This is a genomic window from Vibrio sp. 1S139 (genome assembly GCF_041439475.1).
In the GTDB taxonomy this organism is placed as follows: domain Bacteria; phylum Pseudomonadota; class Gammaproteobacteria; order Enterobacterales; family Vibrionaceae; genus Vibrio; species Vibrio crassostreae_C.
This window is the reverse complement of sequence record NZ_JBGOOD010000074.1, coordinates 1-20,124: the sequence shown is the minus strand read 5'-3', so window position 1 is coordinate 20,124 and position 20,124 is coordinate 1. Positions and strand designations below refer to the sequence as shown.

Below are 20,124 nucleotides of genomic sequence, written 5' to 3'. Positions count from 1 at the left end.
AAGCCTTTTTTCTATCTAAATAAACAAGTTAGCTCTTAAGATCCTGTCTATGTAGCTAGCTTAACTTAAGTCACGATTACTTAATGTTAAGGAATGCAGCGCCACGAACGCCGCCTGAATCACCGTGCTTCGCTTTGATGATCTTTGGACATTTCGCTACAGACAGTAGGTATTTAGGGATACGCTTTGGCATCTCTTCGTAGATAAGTTCGAAGTTTGAAAGACCGCCACCCAATGCAACTACGTGTGGATCAAGACCGGTAAACAGGTTCGCGAAACAGATAGCCAATAGCTCCATGAAACGATCAACGTGCTCAGCCGCTTTTGCTTCACCTTCGTTGTACGCTTGAATGATCTCGATTGCTTTCTTCTTCTCGCCGAAGTAGTGCTCGTAAATCAATTCAAAGCCACGACCTGATAGGTAGCTGTCTAGACAACCTTTCTTGCCACAACCACAACCGAGTAACGGTGCGTTGTCGCCAAGGTGGAACCAAGCATCAATAGGAAGACGCATATGGCCCAGTTCACCAGCAACGTGGTTACGACCAGAGAACACTTTGCCTTCGTAAACTAACCCGCCACCAAAACCAGTACCTAGAATTAGGCCTGCTACTGATGGTTCGTCTTTAAGCTCGTCATCCCACGCTTCTGAAAGCGCAAAGCAATTCGCATCATTTTCAATTTTCACACTACGACCAATAAGTGCTTCTAGGTCTTTACGTAGTGGTTTCCCCGTTGAAGCTGGCACGTTAACAACCAGCATTGTGCCGTCGTCAGCATCTTCCATACCAGGAAGACCAAGACCAACTTTACCTTCGCAAGAAAATTCACTGTCGTACTTCTTCACCAAACCGGCAATCGTATCAAGTAGCAGTTGATAATCTTCAGTAGGCGTTGGTACGCGTTCTGTTGCTACTCGCTCAAGTTTTTCATTGAACGCACCAAATTCAATTTTTGTGCCGCCAACATCGAAGCCGTAATACATGAAATCTCTCCAATTTTTCCCTAAATTCGGGCAAATAAATTTTTCAAATTAAACATCTAGGACGCATTATCCATAACACTCCCCCTACAAACCGTGATGGATAACAAACTTATCTCGTGTTCGAATCTGTTTGAACAACAAGTCAGCACAAAGCGGTTAAAGGTTAGAGTGACGTCTCATTTTTAGTGTGCTCTATGAAAGCGTTCAGGCTTGGTTTGGTTGGATCGGACTTATAACGCGTCTTACTTAGCATGTAGCTTTCACGAAATGTCTCAAACCACAGCTGTAAAGTCTTTGCGCCCTGCTCTTCACCAGCCTGTTTCAAAACCAAGCTCGCTACTTCTGCAGTCGAGAGATGTTGTTCGTTGTCTGACTTACGCATCATGTATTGCGAAACCGATTCTGGTTCGATCGACAACACCGGTAAGTCTTGCAGATACTCTGAACGACGGAAAATACGTCGTGCTTCACGCCAACTACCATCAATAAAGATCAGCAGCAACGTCTTGTTCGAATCTCGCATTTCAGCAAGATCTGCAACCACACGCGATTTGTCATCGGTATAATCTTCAGGAAAGACCACGACTGGCTGATATTTATCGTCTTTCAGCACATCAAGCATCTCTTGATTCGGTTCAGTGCGGTGCCAAAGGTAGGCATAGCTGTCTTTAACGGTATCAAGGATTAAACGGCCTGTATTACTTGGTTTGAGTATTTCGTTGTCCGATAAGATCAACATGGTCGCGACGTTCGTATTTACGTCTGGTTGATGTTCACAGATACAGCTGTCTTGTTTGATTTTACAGAACTCACATCGAACCACTTTACACCCGCGCGCGTTAAACGGCTTGGTAGAAAGAGACAAACGGTGTTGATATAAACGGTGAAAAGCGTGGATTCTCATGGACAATAACGATAAATCTAGAAAAGTGGCACGATTGTACTTACAGTGTCCCTAGAATGATAGAAGGAATTCCCATGCAAGACCCATCACTGCTTCGCCTTGTTTTCTTTATTAGCGCTTTTGTTTTGTGTGCGTTGTGGGAATATCGTGCGCCAAGAAAAACGTTGACTCAAAATAAATGGTTTCGTTGGGGAAATAACTTCTCATTAATGGCGCTTAACAGTGTTTTATTGGCGACATTAATACCTGTTGCGGCATTTCAAGCGGCACTGATTGCGGAACAAAATCAATGGGGTCTGTTCAATAACATTCGCCTACCCTTTGAAATCACCGTGTTCCTTTGTGTCGTGTTATTAGATCTTGCCATTTACACTCAACATTTAGTCTTCCACCGTATCCCTGTCCTGTGGAAACTTCATCGCGTCCATCATGCCGATTTAGATATCGATGTCACAACTGGTACCCGCTTCCACCCCATCGAGATGATTTTATCTATGTTAATTAAAGTCGCGTTGATTTTCGTATTGGGTGTGCCCGCACTAGCGGTTGTGATATTCGAGGTTGTGCTTAATGTGAGTGCTATGTTCAATCACAGCAACGGTCGTTTACCTTTATGGTTCGACAAGCAGCTTCGTAAAGTGATTGTCACGCCAGATATGCATCGAGTGCACCATTCAGTGATCGTCAAAGAGACCCACTCTAACTTTGGGTTCTTCTTATCAGTTTGGGATATCTGGTTTAAAACGTATCGTGCTCAACCCAAGCTTGGTCACGATAAGGTAAGCATCGGTGTACCAGAAATACGAGACGGAAAAGAACAAAGGCTCGACTTGATGTTACGCCAACCATTCGCTTCCTTCCCTCATTCGAAAGACAAGACCTAACGCCTCAAGAAAATAATAAAAAATGGCGCAAACTCATAAGAGATTGCACCATTTTTATATGCGTAGCTTCTCACCTTTCAGCGGCAATTCCCACTTCCGGACGACGTTGACACACTTACTTCAATACGTACTTATGAAGCATAGCTTGTTGGTGCCCTGCTATCTCTCCGACTTGCTCTGAACTCTCGATCATAGATTCAAGTTGCAGCTTAGTATTTTCGCCCTGCTCAGATACTCGAGTGATTGAATGGGTAACATCGACAGTTGCACGAGCTTGTTCTTCGGTAGCCACCATGATTTGCTCAACACGCCCTTTGATCTGGCTAACCGCAAATTCGATTTTCTCGAAGGCCTGCTTTACATCGCCACTGGTTTCCAGTACATTCGCCATTTCGCTTCTCGATTCCGTTACAGAAGCACGTGAGCGATCAGCTGCCGCTACTAGCTCGTTCATCATGTTGCGAATATTGGTGGTTTGTTGGGAGGTACCACTCGCCAGTTTTCGCACTTCATCGGCAACCACTGCAAACCCGCGGCCTTGATCTCCCGCTCGCGCTGCTTCTATTGCGGCATTCAATGCGAGTAAGTTGGTGTTTTCAGCAATACCACTGATCACGTCGACCATTTCACGAATCTGTTTCACTCGACCATCCAAGTCAGCCATCGACTCTTCACTCATGCTAAGAGAGTGCTCAAGCGCTTGTAATCGTTGTTGGTTAAGGCCAACCACTTGGCTGCCATTCACTGACTCATCTTCTGCTATTTGAGTATCGTCGTTCGATGCGTTAGAGATACGAGCAATCTCACCAATCGATGCTTCCAGCTCCGTAATGGTGGTGATCATATTCTGTAGCGATTCGTTCTGCTCGTTCAAGCTTGAATTGGTTTGCTCTGCGGCGTCATGGCTTACTTCAGCCGTTTGATAAAGCGTCTCACAGTTGCGCGTTACTAAACGAACTTAGTCCGCGGTGGAATCAACGACCGTATTGAGTTTTGAAGTGATAACTTGCAGCTCTAGCGGCCCGAGTAGTTCACTCTGTTTAGAGAAATCGTGATCTGCAAGTGAACTCAACTGGTGAGTAATGTTTTTAAGCCCTTTATTCATCCAACGGCGTAACACGAACCATGAAATCACAATGATTACGGCAATCACTAGCCCGCTGATAAACAACACACGATCAATATTGGTGATGGTTTGATTTACAACCAGTTCACTTTCATCAATCAGGTGGGAAGCGGTAGAAGACAACTGATTCAATGTGCTTATGACTGTATTAGCGAGGGTGATAACTTGCGTTAAGTTCTGTTCTTGCTGCTGAACCAGTTCGAGTTTCAAGAGGATCTGTTTGATTACGCCTTCTTCGGTAAAGCCTTCCTTCACCATTTCGTAAGGCGCCGTCAAGCTCGCGAACTCAGCGATGTCTGGATGCCAATCGGCAAAATCGCTGTAAGCCAAGTTAAGGCCTGCGATTCGGTTTCTCAATTGACGGTATTCGTCTTGTGCTTTATCAATGTCAGATTGCATCATCAACATCAAGAAGGTGTTCGCCATAGCAGACGCACTGGATGTAAATCGGTTCGCTGCATCGCTCGCTTCTGGGTTGTCTTCAACCAAGAATGAGCTGATTCGATTCATTTCTGGTCCTATAGATCCAACGCCATAACGGAACTCGCCCATTTTACTGTCGACCAGATTTTGCTTACTTTGAATCTCAATCTGCGCCAGCAATACCGTATTAGTCATAGCTTGCAGTTGAGCCATGTCATCGACAAGGATTTGTTGTTGCTCTAAAGAGATCGCATCAGGAAAAGATTGGGAGATAAAAAGAAGTTCCTCTAGCGTGGTATTACTCTCTGTCGCGAGTTGGTCAATTGAGCCCCTTGTGGCATTCAGTGTATCTAAGTCGGTTGATTGGGTGCTGTAAGTGAGAAGTTTTACTTGTTCTAATACGCTTTGCGTTAATTCGGCATTATGTAGAGCAAGGGGTAATGCTTGTTCCGAGAGTGCATCAAAATGTCCCCCGACCCGTTCAACGCCCCGAATGCTAACCATTGATAAAAAAGTAACAAGTAAAAGAATGGAAATAAATACAGCAGTGACGGTTTGAATGAGCGAGAATGTATAACGTGAGGGTTTTATTGATAAATTTGTGTCGGGCATGTGAAATCCAGTTTGACTACGAAAAGAGATATCCTTAAGTTAGGTCGTATACTAGAAGTCCTTGATGACGTTTTTATTTCAGTTTTTTGTCAGAAGAGTTACATATGAAAATCAGAAAAATGGCTGTAGTTACAATAACTTTAGCAACATTGGCTGCTTGTAGCTCGTCACCTTCGCCTTCTCAGCTTAGTCAAACCGCACAGAAACCCCTATCAAAGTCAGAACAATTGACTACAAACGCTTATATGAGCGTGTATGAACAGTGGAAAGGCGTGCCATACCATTTCGGTGGGACCTCATTTCGAGGTATAGATTGCTCTGCTTTTGTTCAAATCGCCGTGCAAAATGCGACTCAACAAGCTCTACCAAGAACCACAAAAGACCAGAGTAAAAAGGGAAAAGAAATTGCGTATGGGCAGGCAACAAGCGGTGACTTGGTGTTTTTCAAGACTTCGATGACGGTGCGACATGTAGGCGTTTATTTAGGAAACAACCAATTTCTACATGCCTCGACATCGAAAGGTGTCATTATTTCTAGGTTAGATAACCCTTACTGGGCATCCAAGTTTTGGCACTTTAGGCGTTTATAGCGGTTCGAAAGATAAACCGCTGAGCGAGGTAACTCTAGAAAGATACGACTTAAACGCCCGTTGTTATTATGCTGATTAATTACGACGATAAATGAGCAAACAAACCGTTAATCGTATTTAGCAACAGCAGTATCAAACAGGTTCTTCACTAACGCGATGTACTCATCGAGGAATACAATTTGTTCGTTAGTCGCTTTCTTAGCCCACACACCCGCTAATACTTCACCAAGATCCGCTACTACGGCATCTGCTTCTTTCAAAAGTTGAAAACGAACGCTCGAATGCAACTCTGGGTTTTGCTCGAAAATAGCCATGATGTTTGTTGAAATCATGTCGGTAACAATGTCTTCGACACTTTCGTTTCCAGTATCACCATTACTATTGGTAAACACATCAAGGTTGAATGATAGGTGCTCGATTAAAGCCAAATAGCCATCGGTTTCTACAACCACAATAATTCTCCGTTTTAAGCTCTAGAGCAGATTAATACGTACTTGCCTAATACTATGTAAATGAAGCTATTTGTCATCACTTTATTGCCCAAAACTACATTTAAATGATCCTAGTTAGTATTTCAGCTTAAAATTAAATCGATATAGCTTTATGTGGTATACCTGCCTACTTACGACATAAGTAAATTCACGCTAAAGAAGTGTAAGACAAACTTTGAAGCAAAGTATTGCGCCAGTTAACAATAGCCCTTTCAACTTACTCTAAAAGCTCATTTGATTTAGTCGCTAGACAATAACAAGCTCAAACCTCTTTTCCAGTTTGTGGCGTTCAAAACCGTTTCGATTGTGAGACCAGTTCCAAACTATTTCATCACGTCAGGTTTTCAATTTATGTTTGTATTTCAAAGAGCTTGAATCAGTTCGAGTTCACAATTCGGCCAATTGATTCTACGTAAGATGAAGAAGAGCTAAGAACATTGACGAGTGCGTCTATAAATTGTTCAGATTTATCCTAAACTATTGCTATTAAACAAACAGTATTTCTAACCTTCAATCTTTTTAACTTTCAGTCTTTGAGGATTTCCTATGTGGCAGGCCATTTCTCAACAACTTTCAGATACTCTTCTATTTAACTTTCAGATTACTGAACGTACCAAGGTTTCTGGTGGCGACATTAACGATTGCTATATGATCAGCGATGGTAATGAGCGTTACTTTGTGAAAGTGAATCAGCGAGAATTTTTACCTAAGTTTGAAATTGAAGCTGAGAACTTACGCTTGTTAAGAGAAACCTCCACTGTTTACGTTCCTGAGTTGGTGCTTATTGGCAAAACCAAAGAGTGCTCGTTCATTATTCTGAATTACTTGCCGACCAAACCGCTCGAGACGGGCAACAATAGCTTCGATTTCGGCGTTCAGCTTGCGCGGCTTCATCAATGGGGCGAGCAAAAAGAGTTTGGTTGCGACCAAGACAACTATATCGGCAGCACACTTCAACCCAACCCTTGGCATAAGAAATGGGGTCGCTTTTTCTCTGAGCAACGCATTGGTTTCCAACTGCAACTGCTCAAAGAGAAAGGCATCGAGTTTGGTGATATCGATGACATCGTTGATGTGGTGAATATGCGTCTTGCTGGCCACAACCCTCGCCCTTCTTTGCTTCATGGGGATCTTTGGAATGGCAATGTTGCTAACTCTGCGTTTGGCCCAATTTGCTACGACCCTGCTTGTTACTGGGGGGACCATGAGTGTGATTTGGCGTTAACTGAATTGTTTGAAGGTTTCCCTAAAGAGTTTTATGAAGGTTACCAGAGCGTCAATCCACTCGACGTTGGCTATACTGATCGGAAAGACATTTACAACTTGTACCATCTTCTTAACCACTGCAATCAATTTGGCGGCGAATATTTAGCACACACTGAAGCATGCATTCAGAAGATACAGGCCGTTTAATACCAATTACAGCTGTTTATAACCGAATACGATTGGTATCAGTTACAGTGAGGAGAATTTGCCATGCATAAATACACAGAGAAACATGTCTCCTGTCCGCATTGTGGGCACGGTATTAACATCACGCTTGATGCATCTAATGGTAGCCAAGACTTCTATGATGATTGTCCAGCGTGTTGCAATGCCATTCATTTGGATATGCAGGTTGACGAAGTAAGAGACAGAATCAACCTTTCGATTGATGCCGATGATGAACAAGTATTCTGACAATCAGTTTCTCGTTTAAACCATGATCAAAAAAGAGCACCCCACGTGCTCTTTTTTAATTTGGTCATCGGTGTGATTTTATTGCCACCGATTCAATGCGCTTAGTGGCTATTTCTGGTTCGCTAATACACGCTCGACAGTATCAACAATTGCCTGCGTTTGTGGATCGAACTCAATGTTTACTTGGTCGCCTACTTCACGGCCGCCAAACAGAGTACGATTCAGTGTTTCTGGGATCAGGTGAACAGAGAAACGGTTCTCTTCCACTTCACCAATCGTCAATGAACAACCATCAACGCCGATGTAACCCTTACTCAGCACATACTTCATTGATTCTTGAGGCAGCTCAAACCAAAGCGTACGGTTGTTTTCTGTTTTAATCACATCGACTAGGTTAGCCATCAGAGTAATGTGGCCAGACATGCTATGCCCACCAATTTCGTCACCAAACTTTGCTGCACGCTCAACATTCACTTTGTCACCAACATTCAGCTGACCTAAGTTCGTCAATCGCAATGTTGCTTGCATTAAATCAAAAGCAATCTGGTTGCCAGAAATTTCCGTTACCGTTAAGCAACAACCGTTATGAGCTACTGAAGCGCCAATTGCTAACCCCTCAACCATTTCGTCACTTAACTCAATGGTATGAGTTTGAAACAACTCTTTTTTGTTGATAGCAACCAGTGTTGCCATGCCTTGAACGATACCTGTAAACATAAGATTCCTATTTAGCATTCTAGTAACAGTTTTTCATAGCAGTTATTGTGACATTTCTTTATGATTCGTCCAGTGGAAGCTTAAGATCATTGTCTCTGATTCCTTCAGAATGTCCTTTCCTACACTATTATTCTAATTTTCCCTCTTATTTGGAGTTGTTTGTGCATCGTTACAAAGAAGAATCCTCGAATCTAATCAAACTTGCGACCCCAGTATTGATCGCATCCGTTGCACAAACTGGAATGGGTTTTGTTGATACCGTAATGGCCGGTGGCGTAAGTGCTATCGATATGGCGGCGGTTTCGATTGCAGCAAGTATCTGGCTACCATCAATCCTATTTGGTGTTGGTCTATTGATGGCGTTGGTTCCTGTCGTTGCACAACTGAATGGTTCTGGTCGACAAGTAAAAATTCCATTCGAAATTCAACAAGGCGCATTTTTAGCGCTCGTCATCTCCCTTCCAATCATTGGTGTGCTTTTTCAAACACAATTGATATTGGAGTGGATGGACATTGAACAACTCATGGCGGAAAAGACCATCGGCTATATGAATGCGGTGATGTTTGCTGTACCTGCGTTTTTGTTGTTCCAAACATTGCGAAGCTTTACCGATGGTATGTCTTTAACCAAGCCTGCGATGGTGATTGGTTTTATTGGCTTGCTATTAAACATCCCGCTGAACTGGATGTTCGTATACGGAAAACTTGGTGCTCCTGCTCTGGGTGGTGTTGGCTGTGGCGTTGCAACGGCTATCGTATATTGGGTGATGTTTGCACTACTGTTCGCTTACGTTTTAACATCAAAGCGTTTGGCGAAAATCAACATCTTCGGTACGTTCCATAAACCGCAACTTAAAGCTCAAATTCGTCTGTTTAGACTTGGTTTCCCTGTGGCGGCCGCTATCTTCTTCGAGGTAACTCTGTTTGCGGTGGTTTCTCTGTTAGTTGCACCATTGGGTTCATTGATTGTTGCCGCGCACCAAGTCGCGATCAACTTCTCTTCGCTGGTCTTCATGATTCCAATGAGTATCGGTGCAGCCGTGAGTATTCGTGTTGGCCATAAGTTGGGCGAAAACAACACCGAAGGTGCGAAGATCGCGACACACGTGGGTATCATTGTTGGTTTAGTGACAGCCCTTATGACAGCGGCGTTAACGATTCTGTTTAGAGAACAGGTTGCATTACTTTACACAGAGAACACGGCAGTAATTATGGTTGCAATGCAGTTGCTGTTGTTCGCGGCGGTTTATCAATGTACTGACGCCATCCAAGTTATCGCTGCGGGTGCTCTGCGTGGCTACAAAGACATGCGTTCAATCTTCAACATCACCTTTGTGGCTTACTGGTTGCTTGGTCTTCCTATCGGTTACATCTTGGGTATGAAAGATTGGATTGTTGACCCTATGGGTGCGCACGGCTTCTGGATTGGTTTCATCGTCGGTCTAACGTCAGCCGCGATTATGCTGGGTATGCGTCTACACTGGATGCACAAGCAGGACGATGACGTTCAGTTAGAATTTAGTTCTCGCTAGATTCGTACTCGCTAAGTCGGTCTATCTGATTTCGAATAAAAAAAAGAGCTCTGATTTTCAGGGCTCTTTTTCGTTTAATGGTCAGGTAGATCGTATCTGCCTTAATATTCACTCTTCTCTCGAACAAAGCGCGCAAACTTGGGTTTTCCGTTTTGAGTAAAACCATTGTAACGAAAGGTAATACGGCTGCCGATCTCTGGCGGTGCGAGTCTTATTTGGTCACTGAACCCGCTGCCTATATAAAATTCCACACCCTCTTCTGTGTGAACCAAGATTGAACCCATCATCCCTTTATACTTCCCTGTCCCACCCTTGTAGCCAATAACTGTGGCTTCGGCATCATGATGCCTTTTCAGTTTTAACAAATCATTACTTCGGCCTGCTTGATAACGACTGGTGATTTTTCTAAGCATCAAACCTTCGCCATTACGCTCATCGACATTATCAAGTTGATGAAACAAAGCCTCTTCACTGTGAATTGGTACATGTTCTATGTAGCTGACATGAGATTCTCCAATCACGCTTACCCAATGCAAAATGTTGTAATAGCGCTTTTGATAATCTCCCGCAGCGCCTGGCATGTCAAACAGCATGAAATCGATTTGGCGCCATGCTGTGTCACTCGGCGTATGATCGAGAACGGTAGATTGAACAAGGTGGAACTTGCCCCTTCCTGCCCACAACTCTCCTTCGAGATGGACCTTAGGCAAGTTTTCAGTAAACCACTTGGGTGAGTAAATGCGATTACCATTGCGTGTATAAAGATGTTGTCCGTCCCAAAGAGCCCGAATCCCATCAAGCTTTTCACTCTTCCAGTATTCAGAAACATCAATGCCTTGTTGGTATGTATTGGCCAGTACCAAATGGTCGGGAGGTAAATAGGATGAATGAGAAGAAAGCGAACACGCCCATAGAGTTGCTATCGCCAATTTAGTTAATCTCATCATCTGCTCCGTATTGATATCTGTAGTAGTCAACAAACGCCTTTAATCCTAAGCGTTCTGACACGTAGGTAGACAACCTTTGCTAGAAGATGCGATCCACTCATCAACCTTATCTAACCTTTTCATTTATTCATTAAATTAATGACCTATAACTCTCATATATTCCGCCGTTTTTAGTTCTCATATTGAGAAACGTCTTTTCTCAATTTGAGATAGGAATTCGTACTAAACATAAATTATTGAAAAATAACAACATAAAAGTTGGCACATTCAGTGCAGTTGTCCATACATACTTAAAAGGAGATATCGCTATGGAACTACGTAAGACTGATTTAAACACAACGACACTGACACTTTCTATTTTCGGTGATCTGGATGCAGCAGGCAGTCGTGATGCACAAACCGACATCGATGATGTGATTTCTAACGATGGTCACCCTGAAATCGAAGTTGATTTTAGCCAGGTTGAGTTTTTAGATTCATCTGGTGTTGGCGCGATTGTTTATATGTTCAAACGTCTGACTGAGCGCGAACGCAACATGCGACTTGAAAATGTGACTGGTCAGCCTCTTGAAATTATGAACCTACTACGTATTGGCCACGCTATCCCAGTAAATTCAAAAAATCCTGCAAATTCATGAAGACCCACTAAGCTAGAAGTAACAAAAAATAATAAGAAAAATTAGAAACATAGGACGTTGGCATGAAAATACTGAAAAACTACATAGCCCTTTCTCTGTCCGCTCTCGTTCTGGGTGGCTGTACTAGCTATCCTGAACAAGGCACAGGGGGTTTGGCTGAAAGTTACGATTCTATTAACTATCAAAACTCAGACTTCTCTCCTGTCATGCCAGACGAGCCTCTTGGTCCAGAACATGGATTACGCTTTGATTGGCAGCTCGCTAAATTGCACCTTGATGCTTTGATCCAAGAAGGTGCTCGTTGGTGTTTCCCAGCTGCTGTTGTTCAAGCAATCGAAAAGCAAAATCGTATTGCTCGTGAACTTCAAGGCGGTCTACTACTGGATGCAGCCAACGACTTAGTGATCCAAAGAAAACGCCTAAATGAACTTGAGGTCCAACTGGATTACGTAACTTCACAAGCCCGCTGTGAGCCACCAAAAAATGAAAATCAATTTAGAATGCAACTGTCGGTTATTGAACAGTTGTATGACCTGCTTAATGTTGACAACCAATTTGCGGAAAACTCGACTGAAGTAAATCCTAAATATATGGGAAGACTGGCCGAGGCGACCACTTTACTTAAAGAACACAAATCCCTAGACCTTGTTGTTACCGGCCATGCTGATGCAACGGGTGCCGAAGAATACAACGACAAGTTAGCACTTGGACGAGCGAAACAAGTCGAACGCTACCTGACTATTTTTGGACTAGGCGCTCAACGAATCAAAGCCGTCTCTGTTGGCGAAACCGTCCCTCTTTTTGAAGGTGAATCCGACGGCACGCGTTTAACGAACCGCCGAGTAAGTATTGAAATTGTCTCGCCTAAGAATGCCGAGAAAATGGGAGGTGGATTATGAAATCCTTGATCGCTTTTATCATCACCCTATCGTTATGCTTTGCGAATGTCGTCAATGCTAACGATGAGTTTTCAGACGCGGTTCAAGTCGGTGATCTAATCCAAGTTAACGTACCCGGTGAAAGTACCTTAAACACGGGGTTCCAAGTGGATAAGCGTGGCCGTATTACTCTTCCAGAAGTAGGCGCTGTGTTTGTTGCGGGTTACGACAGCGAACAGCTTAACAAAGTCGTTCTAGAGTCGCTGGCAACCGCTTACAAAGATCTTTCGAACGCTTCAGTGTATGTAAAAGAGCAGCAAATCATCATCTACGTGCAAGGTTATGTAGAACAGCCTGGCGAATACACGCTCTCATTAGGTTCTAGCATCCAAATGGCACTTTACGCTGCGGGTGGTTTACGCCCGGGCGCGCAACTGGATAAGCTGATTCTTAAGCGAGGCGCAGATAAGAAAGAGTTTAACTACAAACGATTCCTTGATTCAGGAGACGAGTCAGCATTACCTACTCTTCAATCACTGGATTCACTATTCGTTCCAGCTTCTCCATTAGTCGGTAACATCGAGCAAGAGTTTGACGCAGCAAAGCTTGCTAACTCAGGTGACAGTGCTGATTCTCGTAACTCCATCAAAGTGTTTGGTGAGGTGAACGCGCCGGGTTCGTTCACTTACAAAGAGAACACCGACCTTGTCGACGTACTTATGCGTTCGGGCGGCGTAACTCGTTATGCCAGTGTTGAGCAAATCCGAGTGATTTCGAACAACACCCCAACGCTATTCAACCTAAAACGTTACTTAGATTCTGGTGACGAAAGTCTGCTTCCAATTTTACGCCCGGGTGCGACCATTTTCGTTCCCAAGCAAGAAGAAGAGATCAAATCCGGCGCCAACATGGTTTACGTAATGGGCGAAGTCGCAGCCCCTGGTGCTTTTGAAGGCAAAAGAGACGCGACCTTTATGGATATCTTGGCGAATGCGGGCGGCCCAACTCGATTTGCAGAGTCACGACAAATCCGTGTTATCAAAGCAGATGGCAGAGTGCTTAAATTCGATTTAGCGGCTTACACTGAAGGCTTACCTAACTCTAACCCTCCTAGCATCAAAGCTGGTGACGCGATTTTCGTTCCCGAGAAAACCGACATGAACGAGAAGTCTTGGTTGAAAATCACGCCAGACAGAGCAGTTAACGTGATTGGTGAGGTGAATCGACCTGGTCGTATTGAATGGTCAGATGAAATGAATTTCATGGGATTATTGGCACACGTCGGTGGCCCTACGCTACGCGCTGACACATCGAAAATCGAAGTTGTTACTGGTAGAAAGCTAGTTGTGTTTAACCTTGATGATTTTATTCGAAATGGTGCGCCACGTGACCAAATGCCACAAATTCGAGCGGGCTCTATCGTGCGTGTTCACGACTTGCCACAAGATCCTTCAGACAATAAATCACAATGGGTTCGTCAAAGCTCTGATGCTTCGATCTACATCTTTGGACAAGTGAATGCACCCGGTCGTTACCGCTTCACCAAAGACATGCACTTCCTTGATATCTTGTCTGCGGCTGACGGTCCAACAAAGGATGCCGACATCCACAACGTTCGAGTAACGCATCGTGACAAAACCTATTCGCAAGTAAGCAAACTTAACTTATCACTGTACTTCGAAACCGGTGACGAATCGTTACTGCCAAACGTAACCACTGGCGACACGATTTACATCCCAGAGAAAGGCAAAAACTGGTTAGATACACCGAAAGAAGAAACCGTTCGTGTGCTTGGTGCGATTAACAATCCGGGGCGTTATGTGTTCAACGACAACATGACCATTCTAGATATTCTGGCAGAAGCAGCAGGACCTACCGACAATGCTTATGTAGAAAAAATTACCATCGTCAATATGTCTTGCTGCCAAGGTCAGGCTCGTACTTTTGACCTTGTTGAATTCAGCAAAACGGCGAACATTTACAACTTGCCGGTGCTACGCGCTGGTGACACGATTTACATCCCAGACCGTCGCGAAAGCTTTATTGAAAAAGCACGCGTCGGACTTGATGACATACTGCGTATCACGACCACCATCGTATTAATAGGAGCTTTATAATGACAATTTCAGCGACCCATGCCGAAGTCGAGCAACTGTATTTAGCTTCTGAACTTAACGGCCAAAAATCAATATGCGTCACCGCCTGCCATTCAGGTGACGGCGTAACATCTATTGCAACCGCATTAGCCGAGCGTTTTCTTCTTGCGGGTCATTCAACACTTTATGTTGATCTCAACTTATTCAACCCTGCTTTCAAAGATTTGAATATGCTAGAAGATAATCAGCAAGGTCAATTGATTGAACATGTTGAATCTCAGCGTACGTTTATCGGTGTACCTGCTCCACAAGTTGCTTCAACGCAATTGGCTTATAAAGATCCGACAACGTTACAAAACGTGGTCAACAAATGGTTAGAGAAATACGACAGAGTCATCATTGATACCTCACCGCTTCTCAACATAAACAAAGGCAACATTCCGGCTCAGTCTGTGGCGAGTGCTTGTGACAGCACATTGATGGTTGTCGCCTATGGTGAAACGTCGAGTCACCACCTAGAACAAGCGAAAAAGCTGCTTGATGCACAAAGTATCAACCTAATGGGCTGCGTGATGAACATGAAACAAAAGCCTAGCTTTGCACAAGAGATGGTCAGACAAATCAATCGAATGAAATTCATCCCCGCTAAGCTTCGCGATAGCTTGGCAAACAAGCTGTATCAAAATGAGTTTTTGAACCTTCCGATGTAACTTTCTTTTGCTACTTTCTGGCTGTCATTAAACCATGACAGCCACCTATCCTATTAGACTTCAAGCTCCAAAAGCTCTGAATAACTCAAAACCAAATTGGGTATTTTTGGCGAAGTTATTATTAAAAATAAGATTTTAAAAACCATTCAACGCATTTCACACACATCAATCATGGTCTTACCCCCTTTAAATTCCTTCAAAAATCAACAGCCCCACGCCTAACTTTAGCGGTAATGTGACACAGACGGTTAAAGTGCCATATAAATCGAATCAAAGATGGAATTCGTACGATTATTCCCTAAGATTATAAATAGAGGTGGTTTTTGACGAATTTGTAATAGTTTGACAAAGTTATCCGATGGCTGTTGAAACACAGTGGATGAATTGGCAAATCACACTTCACTGACTTCGCACGTTTATCTATTCAAACTTCACCCATCCCTCCTTCTGCTCAAATGGTTCAAATACACGGAAAGGATCACCATCGAGCAATTTAGATAATCAATTTACCTTGGTTACCTTAGTTGTATTATTAAAGAGAAAGGAAACTCAATATGAAATACAAGTTAAGCTCCGTATTTTTGTTAGTAGCAGCAGCCAGCGGTAATGCTAACGCTGGAGAATGTGGCAGCGTAACAATCGCAGATATGAACTGGAACTCTGCAACACTGATCGCCAATATCGACCAATTCATCCTTGAACATGGTTATGGGTGTGATGCTGAACTTATCCCTGGCGACACTATGCCAACAGGCACGTCTATGATCGAAAAAGGCCAGCCTGATGTTGCACCTGAACTTTGGAGCAACAGCTTAAAAGACGCATTAGATAAAGGTGTTGAAGAAAAACGTCTTCGCTACGCAGGTAAAGCACTTGTGAACGGCGGCGAAGAAGGCTTTTGGGTTCCAGCTTACCTAGTAAAACAGTACCCTGAAATGGCAACCATCGAAGGCGTACGCAAAAACGCAAGCTTATTTAAACACCCTGAAGACCCAGATACATCTGCATTCTACAGCTGCCCTGCAGGCTGGAACTGTCAGATCAGCGCCGGAAACTTGTTTAATGCTCTTGAGCTAGAAAACAGCAGTTTCACGATTGTTGATCCAGGCTCGAGTGCCGGCTTATCTGGCTCTATCGCAAAAGCTTATGAACGTGAAGAAGCTTGGTTTGGTTACTACTGGGCACCGACCGCTGTTCTAGGTAAATACGACATGGTTAAAGTCGACTTTGGCAGTGGCGTTAATGAGGAAGAGTTCCTTAACTGTACCACCAAAGAAGATTGTGAATCGCCAAAAGCAACCATGTACCCGCCTTCACCTGTCCACACGATTACCACTGAAAGTTTTGCGTCACGTGCTCCTGAAGCGTACGACTACTTTACTAAACGTGGTTTCACAAACGACAAAATGAACTCGCTACTTGCTTGGATGGAAGACAACCAAGCTGATGGCGAAGAAGCGAGTCTGCATTTCTTAAGTGAATTCCCAGAAGTATGGCACCCATGGGTTTCTGAAGAAGTGGCTAAGAAAGTTGAAGCTCAGCTGTAAGAGCTTGATTTAATAACAAGTAATTACGCTTCAACAATAAAACAGAAATAACGTCGCTATACTTGATGTTATTCATGATTCGGAGCCCTTTTCATTAGCGATTTTCTTATCGCATGGACAAGTGGCTCCGAACTATAAGGATATAAAATGGCTGACAGCAATTGGTTATCAAGCTTTCCAGAGATGGAACGCGGTGATTTACGAACCATAAAAAAGACGCTAGATGGCGCATACCGTGAATTTTCCCGTGAATACGGCGAAATGATTGAATCTCTCTTTGACCCTCTTCTTTCATTCCTCGTTTGGTTTGAAAAACTCCTTATCTCAACACCTTGGATTATAGTCCTGGCTGTGTGTACCAGCCTTGTCTACGCAGCAAGCCGTTCTTGGAAACTGGCTCTAGGCTGTGTTGCTTCTCTACTTCTCATTGGTTACTTTGGAATGTGGGAAGACACCATGCGGACGCTCAGTATCATCACTGTATGTACCTTGGTTTCGATATTCTTAGGCATTCCGATTGGTATTGCGATGGCTCGTTCAAATCGAGCGCAATCTATCGTTACGCCGATGCTCGATATCATGCAAACCATGCCTGCATTCGTTTACTTGATTCCAGTGGTAATGCTACTCGGCATCGGTAAGATTCCAGGGTTAATCGCCGTGGTTATCTACGCGATCCCGCCTGTAATTCGTTTAACTAACCTAGGCATACGCTTAGTTGATAAAGAAGTCCTTGAAGCCGCTACCGCTTTCGGTGCGAGCAAAAAGCAACGCTTATGGGGTGTTCAACTTCCTCTAGCAATGCCAACGATCATGGCGGGTATTAACCAAACCATCATGATGGCACTGTCTATGGTTGTTATCGCATCCATGATTGGTGTGAAAGGCCTAGGACAACCGGTTCTCAAATCGATTACTAACCAGTACTTCACATTAGGCTTGATGAATGGTTTCGCCATCGTTGCCCTCGCAATCCTTTTTGACCGCGCTTCACAAGCGTACGCAAGAAGAACTAATGCGCATTTAGGAGGATTCAAGCATGACTAAACCATTGATTGAAATTAGTGGTCTGTACAAGGTGTTTGGACCGAAACCAATGTCTGTTATGAACCGAGTTCAAAGCGGCGAACACAAAGATCAGATTCTTGCGGATACGGGTCATACCGTTGGTTTGAAAGAGATCAACCTTGAGATTAACCGTGGTGAAATCTTCGTTATCATGGGGCTTTCTGGCTCGGGTAAATCGACGCTGATTCGCCACTTCAACCGTTTGATTGACCCGACTCAAGGTAAAATCATGGTTGAAGGCATTGATGTGATGAGCCTCAACACTAAACAGCTAGAAGAGTTCCGTCGTCATAAAATGTCGATGGTATTCCAACGCTTTGGCTTAATGCCTCATCGCACCGTGGTTGAAAACGTTGCGTACGGGTTGGAAGTACAAGGCATCAAAAAAGAAGACCGTTTAGCGAAAGCCAACGAATGGTTAGAAACGGTGGGCTTAAAAGGTTACGGCAAGCAATACCCAGCGCAACTTTCAGGTGGTCAGCAACAACGTGTTGGGCTTTCGCGCGCTCTGTGTACTAACGCTGAAATCTTGTTAATGGATGAAGCCTTTTCGGCACTCGACCCTTTGATTCGAAGTGAAATGCAAGACCAGCTTATTGAACTTCAAGAGAAGCTTCATAAGACGATTGTTTTCATCACACATGATCTGGACGAAGCACTCCGCCTAGGCGATAGAATCGCAATTTTGAAAGACGGCGAGTTAGTACAACAAGGCACACCACATGAGATTCTGCTAAATCCAGCCGATGATTACGTGGAAGCGTTCGTGAAAGACGTAAACCGTGCTCGTGCACTGACCGTTGAAACCGTTATGCAGCCTCCTCTGTATCGAATCACATCAGAAACAATTGAAGGTGCTCTGGCACAAATGAAGATGCTTAAAAACGATTACGCTTATCACGTAACAGATGACGGCTATCAAGGCCTAGTCACACAAGAAAGTCTACAAGACGCCGTTGAAGATTCATCGGTACATGATTTTAGTGATGAGATATACGAAGAAGTCCCTGCCATCTTACCAGATGCGGTGATTGAAGAAGTGCTACCGGACACTATGTCTTGTGACTACTCTCTTCCAGTTGTTGATGAAGACGGTAATCTAAAAGGTGAACTCGAGAGAAGCGCTGTTGCTGATATCTTCTCAGAAAGTAGCGAGGAAGAAGTAGAAGCCGACCCAAAGCCAAAAATTGATAAAGCTTCGTAGTCCTACTTTTCGTGATTTAAACCACGGCTGTTTAAATTATCATTGTTTGGGTTATCGTTATTTGAGTTATTGCTATTTAGATTAGCCTAAACTACATAAACCGCTCTAAGACCACTGTTGTTATTTCACTGCAGTGGTCTTTTTTATTTGTATCGGGCTCGTTTTCTTCTGAGATCTACCCGCACCTTAGGCTTTATAGGCACCTAAGTTTATATTTCATAAGAGAAAACAAAATAAAATCAGTCCGTTAGGTTTGTCACAAACCCAATAGCAAGATGAGTGAGATGCCAATTAAATGCTCTATTTGTACGGCAACCAGTTGAAATTATTCTAGAAAATGACTAAAACTTAATAGTATTAACAGATATTAAGCTCAATAAAAGGACTTAGTTTGATGAATTCTACTTTAGCGTCAGACGCAGCTACAAATCTAAACTCACAACAAGTGAGCGAGCTTGTCGATGAAAGCGTTCTGGAGCAAATGATTCGCGATACAAGTGCGGACATTATCCCTATCTTGATCGACCATTATGTCGAAGAATCACAAACACGCTTGGTCGCTATAAAAGAGGCAGTCACGCAGAAAGACGCTCAAACACTTGAGTTCGAGGTCCACACTCTCGGCAGCACAGCGCTTTCGTTAGGTAATCGCCCTTTGGGTGAATTAGCTCGAGCTTTAGAAAAGCTATGTTTAGAACAGAGTCATGATGCGGCATTTCGACAAGTTGATGAATTACTAGAGCTCGCAGAGCGTTCAATAAAAGCCTTGCTTGAAAGGAAAGAGGCAGGCTTCAGCTAGCTTTGCATGTTCATTATCGGTATCAGATTAAAAACTCAAAACAGTCGTTATTAATATAGTCGCCATAAGATGGGCTCCATCATGAACAGCAATGCGAGAAGTTATACAGGCCGCTTCTTAAAAGATTGCATGTGGTAGATAACAAATACACAAGACTCGTATTGATGGTTGCATATCACTATGTTATTGATTGGTTAGGATAAAGTTTCAAAAGGAATACACAATGCGCCCTAAGGTATTGTTGAACGAAGCCGCTACGCGGCAGAGTAAAACGAGTGCGAACCATACTCTTG

The 20,124-nt window shown here is 43.6% G+C and carries 18 protein-coding genes and 1 pseudogene; 13 read left to right on the top strand and 6 right to left on the bottom strand.

All coding sequences use genetic code 11. The features are described 5' to 3' along the window. Window positions 1-76: 76 nt before the first annotated feature. Together nagK and ACED46_RS18875 are read right to left on the bottom strand one after the other, a co-directional pair. Complete coding sequence (gene nagK, locus ACED46_RS18880) at window positions 77-985, bottom strand: N-acetylglucosamine kinase (RefSeq protein ID WP_371722154.1); 909 nt, start codon at window positions 983-985, stop codon at window positions 77-79. Window positions 986-1,148: 163 nt separating this feature from the next. Beyond that, window positions 1,149-1,895: a tRNA-uridine aminocarboxypropyltransferase gene (locus ACED46_RS18875; RefSeq protein WP_371722153.1), complete on the bottom strand. Its 747-nt coding sequence runs from the start codon at window positions 1,893-1,895 to the stop codon at window positions 1,149-1,151. A gap of 68 nt (window positions 1,896-1,963) precedes the next feature. Here ACED46_RS18875 and ACED46_RS18870 point away from each other — a divergent pair, with 68 nt between their 5' ends. Continuing rightward, on the top strand, window positions 1,964-2,773 hold the full coding sequence (locus ACED46_RS18870) for a sterol desaturase family protein (RefSeq protein WP_171733000.1): 810 nt from the start codon (window positions 1,964-1,966) through the stop codon (window positions 2,771-2,773). Between the two features lie 115 nt (window positions 2,774-2,888). Here ACED46_RS18870 and ACED46_RS18865 read toward each other — a convergent pair. Further along, window positions 2,889-4,934, bottom strand: a pseudogene (locus ACED46_RS18865) (methyl-accepting chemotaxis protein). Window positions 4,935-5,038: 104 nt separating this feature from the next. Between ACED46_RS18865 and ACED46_RS18860 the strand changes: the two are divergent. Further along, on the top strand, window positions 5,039-5,524 hold the full coding sequence (locus ACED46_RS18860; RefSeq protein WP_017059602.1) for a C40 family peptidase: 486 nt from the start codon (window positions 5,039-5,041) through the stop codon (window positions 5,522-5,524). A gap of 107 nt (window positions 5,525-5,631) precedes the next feature. On the opposite strand, the gene ACED46_RS18855 is transcribed toward ACED46_RS18860, so the two are convergent. Then, complete coding sequence (locus tag ACED46_RS18855; protein ID WP_010440912.1) at window positions 5,632-5,976, bottom strand: DUF3802 family protein; 345 nt, start codon at window positions 5,974-5,976, stop codon at window positions 5,632-5,634. A 585-nt stretch (window positions 5,977-6,561) separates the two neighbouring features. Between ACED46_RS18855 and ACED46_RS18850 the strand changes: the two genes are divergently transcribed. After that, complete coding sequence (locus ACED46_RS18850; RefSeq protein WP_017059601.1) at window positions 6,562-7,428, top strand: fructosamine kinase family protein; 867 nt, start codon at window positions 6,562-6,564, stop codon at window positions 7,426-7,428. A gap of 63 nt (window positions 7,429-7,491) precedes the next feature. After that, window positions 7,492-7,695 (top strand): CPXCG motif-containing cysteine-rich protein, encoded by a 204-nt coding sequence (locus ACED46_RS18845; protein ID WP_017059600.1) that lies wholly within the window; start codon window positions 7,492-7,494, stop codon window positions 7,693-7,695. A 108-nt stretch (window positions 7,696-7,803) separates the two neighbouring features. Here the strand turns inward: ACED46_RS18845 and ACED46_RS18840 are convergent, their stop codons facing one another. Continuing rightward, a complete protein-coding gene (locus ACED46_RS18840; RefSeq protein WP_050649098.1) occupies window positions 7,804-8,412 on the bottom strand; it encodes a riboflavin synthase in 609 nt (202 codons plus the stop codon). A 161-nt stretch (window positions 8,413-8,573) separates the two neighbouring features. On the opposite strand from ACED46_RS18840, the gene ACED46_RS18835 reads away from it, so the two are divergent. After that, the gene (locus ACED46_RS18835; protein ID WP_017063888.1) at window positions 8,574-9,944 is read left to right on the top strand and encodes an MATE family efflux transporter; all 1,371 of its coding nucleotides are present in this window, start codon (window positions 8,574-8,576) and stop codon (window positions 9,942-9,944) included. A 101-nt stretch (window positions 9,945-10,045) separates the two neighbouring features. On the opposite strand, the gene ACED46_RS18830 is transcribed toward ACED46_RS18835, so the two are convergent. After that, window positions 10,046-10,888, bottom strand: a complete 843-nt coding sequence (locus ACED46_RS18830) for a DNA ligase (RefSeq protein WP_371722155.1) — start codon at window positions 10,886-10,888, stop codon at window positions 10,046-10,048. A gap of 311 nt (window positions 10,889-11,199) precedes the next feature. Between ACED46_RS18830 and ACED46_RS18825 the strand changes: the two genes are divergently transcribed. The 8 genes from ACED46_RS18825 (at window position 11,200) to ACED46_RS18790 (ending at window position 19,831) form a co-directional block, all read left to right on the top strand. Continuing rightward, a complete protein-coding gene (locus tag ACED46_RS18825) occupies window positions 11,200-11,529 on the top strand; it encodes an STAS domain-containing protein (RefSeq protein WP_017059596.1) in 330 nt (109 codons plus the stop codon). Between the two features lie 62 nt (window positions 11,530-11,591). Beyond that, window positions 11,592-12,428: an OmpA family protein gene (locus ACED46_RS18820; RefSeq protein ID WP_017067078.1), complete on the top strand. Its 837-nt coding sequence runs from the start codon at window positions 11,592-11,594 to the stop codon at window positions 12,426-12,428. Further along, complete coding sequence (locus ACED46_RS18815; RefSeq protein ID WP_017067079.1) at window positions 12,425-14,524, top strand: SLBB domain-containing protein; 2,100 nt, start codon at window positions 12,425-12,427, stop codon at window positions 14,522-14,524. Before ACED46_RS18820 ends, ACED46_RS18815 begins: the two co-directional genes overlap by 4 nt. After that, complete coding sequence (locus ACED46_RS18810) at window positions 14,524-15,213, top strand: tyrosine-protein kinase family protein (protein ID WP_017059593.1); 690 nt, start codon at window positions 14,524-14,526, stop codon at window positions 15,211-15,213. The genes ACED46_RS18815 and ACED46_RS18810 overlap by 1 nt, the downstream gene beginning before the upstream one ends. 554 nt (window positions 15,214-15,767) lie before the next feature. Then, complete coding sequence (locus tag ACED46_RS18805) at window positions 15,768-16,760, top strand: ABC transporter substrate-binding protein (protein ID WP_371722151.1); 993 nt, start codon at window positions 15,768-15,770, stop codon at window positions 16,758-16,760. Between the two features lie 147 nt (window positions 16,761-16,907). Further along, window positions 16,908-17,807 (top strand): proline/glycine betaine ABC transporter permease, encoded by a 900-nt coding sequence (locus ACED46_RS18800; protein WP_017059591.1) that lies wholly within the window; start codon window positions 16,908-16,910, stop codon window positions 17,805-17,807. After that, window positions 17,800-19,032: a glycine betaine/L-proline ABC transporter ATP-binding protein gene (locus ACED46_RS18795; RefSeq protein ID WP_371722150.1), complete on the top strand. Its 1,233-nt coding sequence runs from the start codon at window positions 17,800-17,802 to the stop codon at window positions 19,030-19,032. The genes ACED46_RS18800 and ACED46_RS18795 overlap by 8 nt, the downstream gene beginning before the upstream one ends. Window positions 19,033-19,426: 394 nt before the next feature. Next, window positions 19,427-19,831 (top strand): Hpt domain-containing protein, encoded by a 405-nt coding sequence (locus ACED46_RS18790; protein WP_017059589.1) that lies wholly within the window; start codon window positions 19,427-19,429, stop codon window positions 19,829-19,831. The last annotated feature ends 293 nt before the right edge of the window (window positions 19,832-20,124 follow it).

Coding starts and splice junctions, on each gene's coding strand:
- ACED46_RS18825 (WP_017059596.1), top strand. CDS start 11,200: ATGGAACTACGTAAGACTGATTTAAACACAACGACACTGACACTTTCT.
- ACED46_RS18815 (WP_017067079.1), top strand. CDS start 12,425: ATGAAATCCTTGATCGCTTTTATCATCACCCTATCGTTATGCTTTGCG.
- ACED46_RS18810 (WP_017059593.1), top strand. CDS start 14,524: ATGACAATTTCAGCGACCCATGCCGAAGTCGAGCAACTGTATTTAGCT.
- ACED46_RS18845 (WP_017059600.1), top strand. CDS start 7,492: ATGCATAAATACACAGAGAAACATGTCTCCTGTCCGCATTGTGGGCAC.
- ACED46_RS18840 (WP_050649098.1), bottom strand. CDS start 8,412: ATGTTTACAGGTATCGTTCAAGGCATGGCAACACTGGTTGCTATCAAC.
- ACED46_RS18800 (WP_017059591.1), top strand. CDS start 16,908: ATGGCTGACAGCAATTGGTTATCAAGCTTTCCAGAGATGGAACGCGGT.
- nagK (WP_371722154.1), bottom strand. CDS start 985: ATGTATTACGGCTTCGATGTTGGCGGCACAAAAATTGAATTTGGTGCG.
- ACED46_RS18790 (WP_017059589.1), top strand. CDS start 19,427: ATGAATTCTACTTTAGCGTCAGACGCAGCTACAAATCTAAACTCACAA.
- ACED46_RS18820 (WP_017067078.1), top strand. CDS start 11,592: ATGAAAATACTGAAAAACTACATAGCCCTTTCTCTGTCCGCTCTCGTT.
- ACED46_RS18860 (WP_017059602.1), top strand. CDS start 5,039: ATGAAAATCAGAAAAATGGCTGTAGTTACAATAACTTTAGCAACATTG.
- ACED46_RS18870 (WP_171733000.1), top strand. CDS start 1,964: ATGCAAGACCCATCACTGCTTCGCCTTGTTTTCTTTATTAGCGCTTTT.
- ACED46_RS18850 (WP_017059601.1), top strand. CDS start 6,562: ATGTGGCAGGCCATTTCTCAACAACTTTCAGATACTCTTCTATTTAAC.
- ACED46_RS18830 (WP_371722155.1), bottom strand. CDS start 10,888: ATGAGATTAACTAAATTGGCGATAGCAACTCTATGGGCGTGTTCGCTT.
- ACED46_RS18795 (WP_371722150.1), top strand. CDS start 17,800: ATGACTAAACCATTGATTGAAATTAGTGGTCTGTACAAGGTGTTTGGA.
- ACED46_RS18805 (WP_371722151.1), top strand. CDS start 15,768: ATGAAATACAAGTTAAGCTCCGTATTTTTGTTAGTAGCAGCAGCCAGC.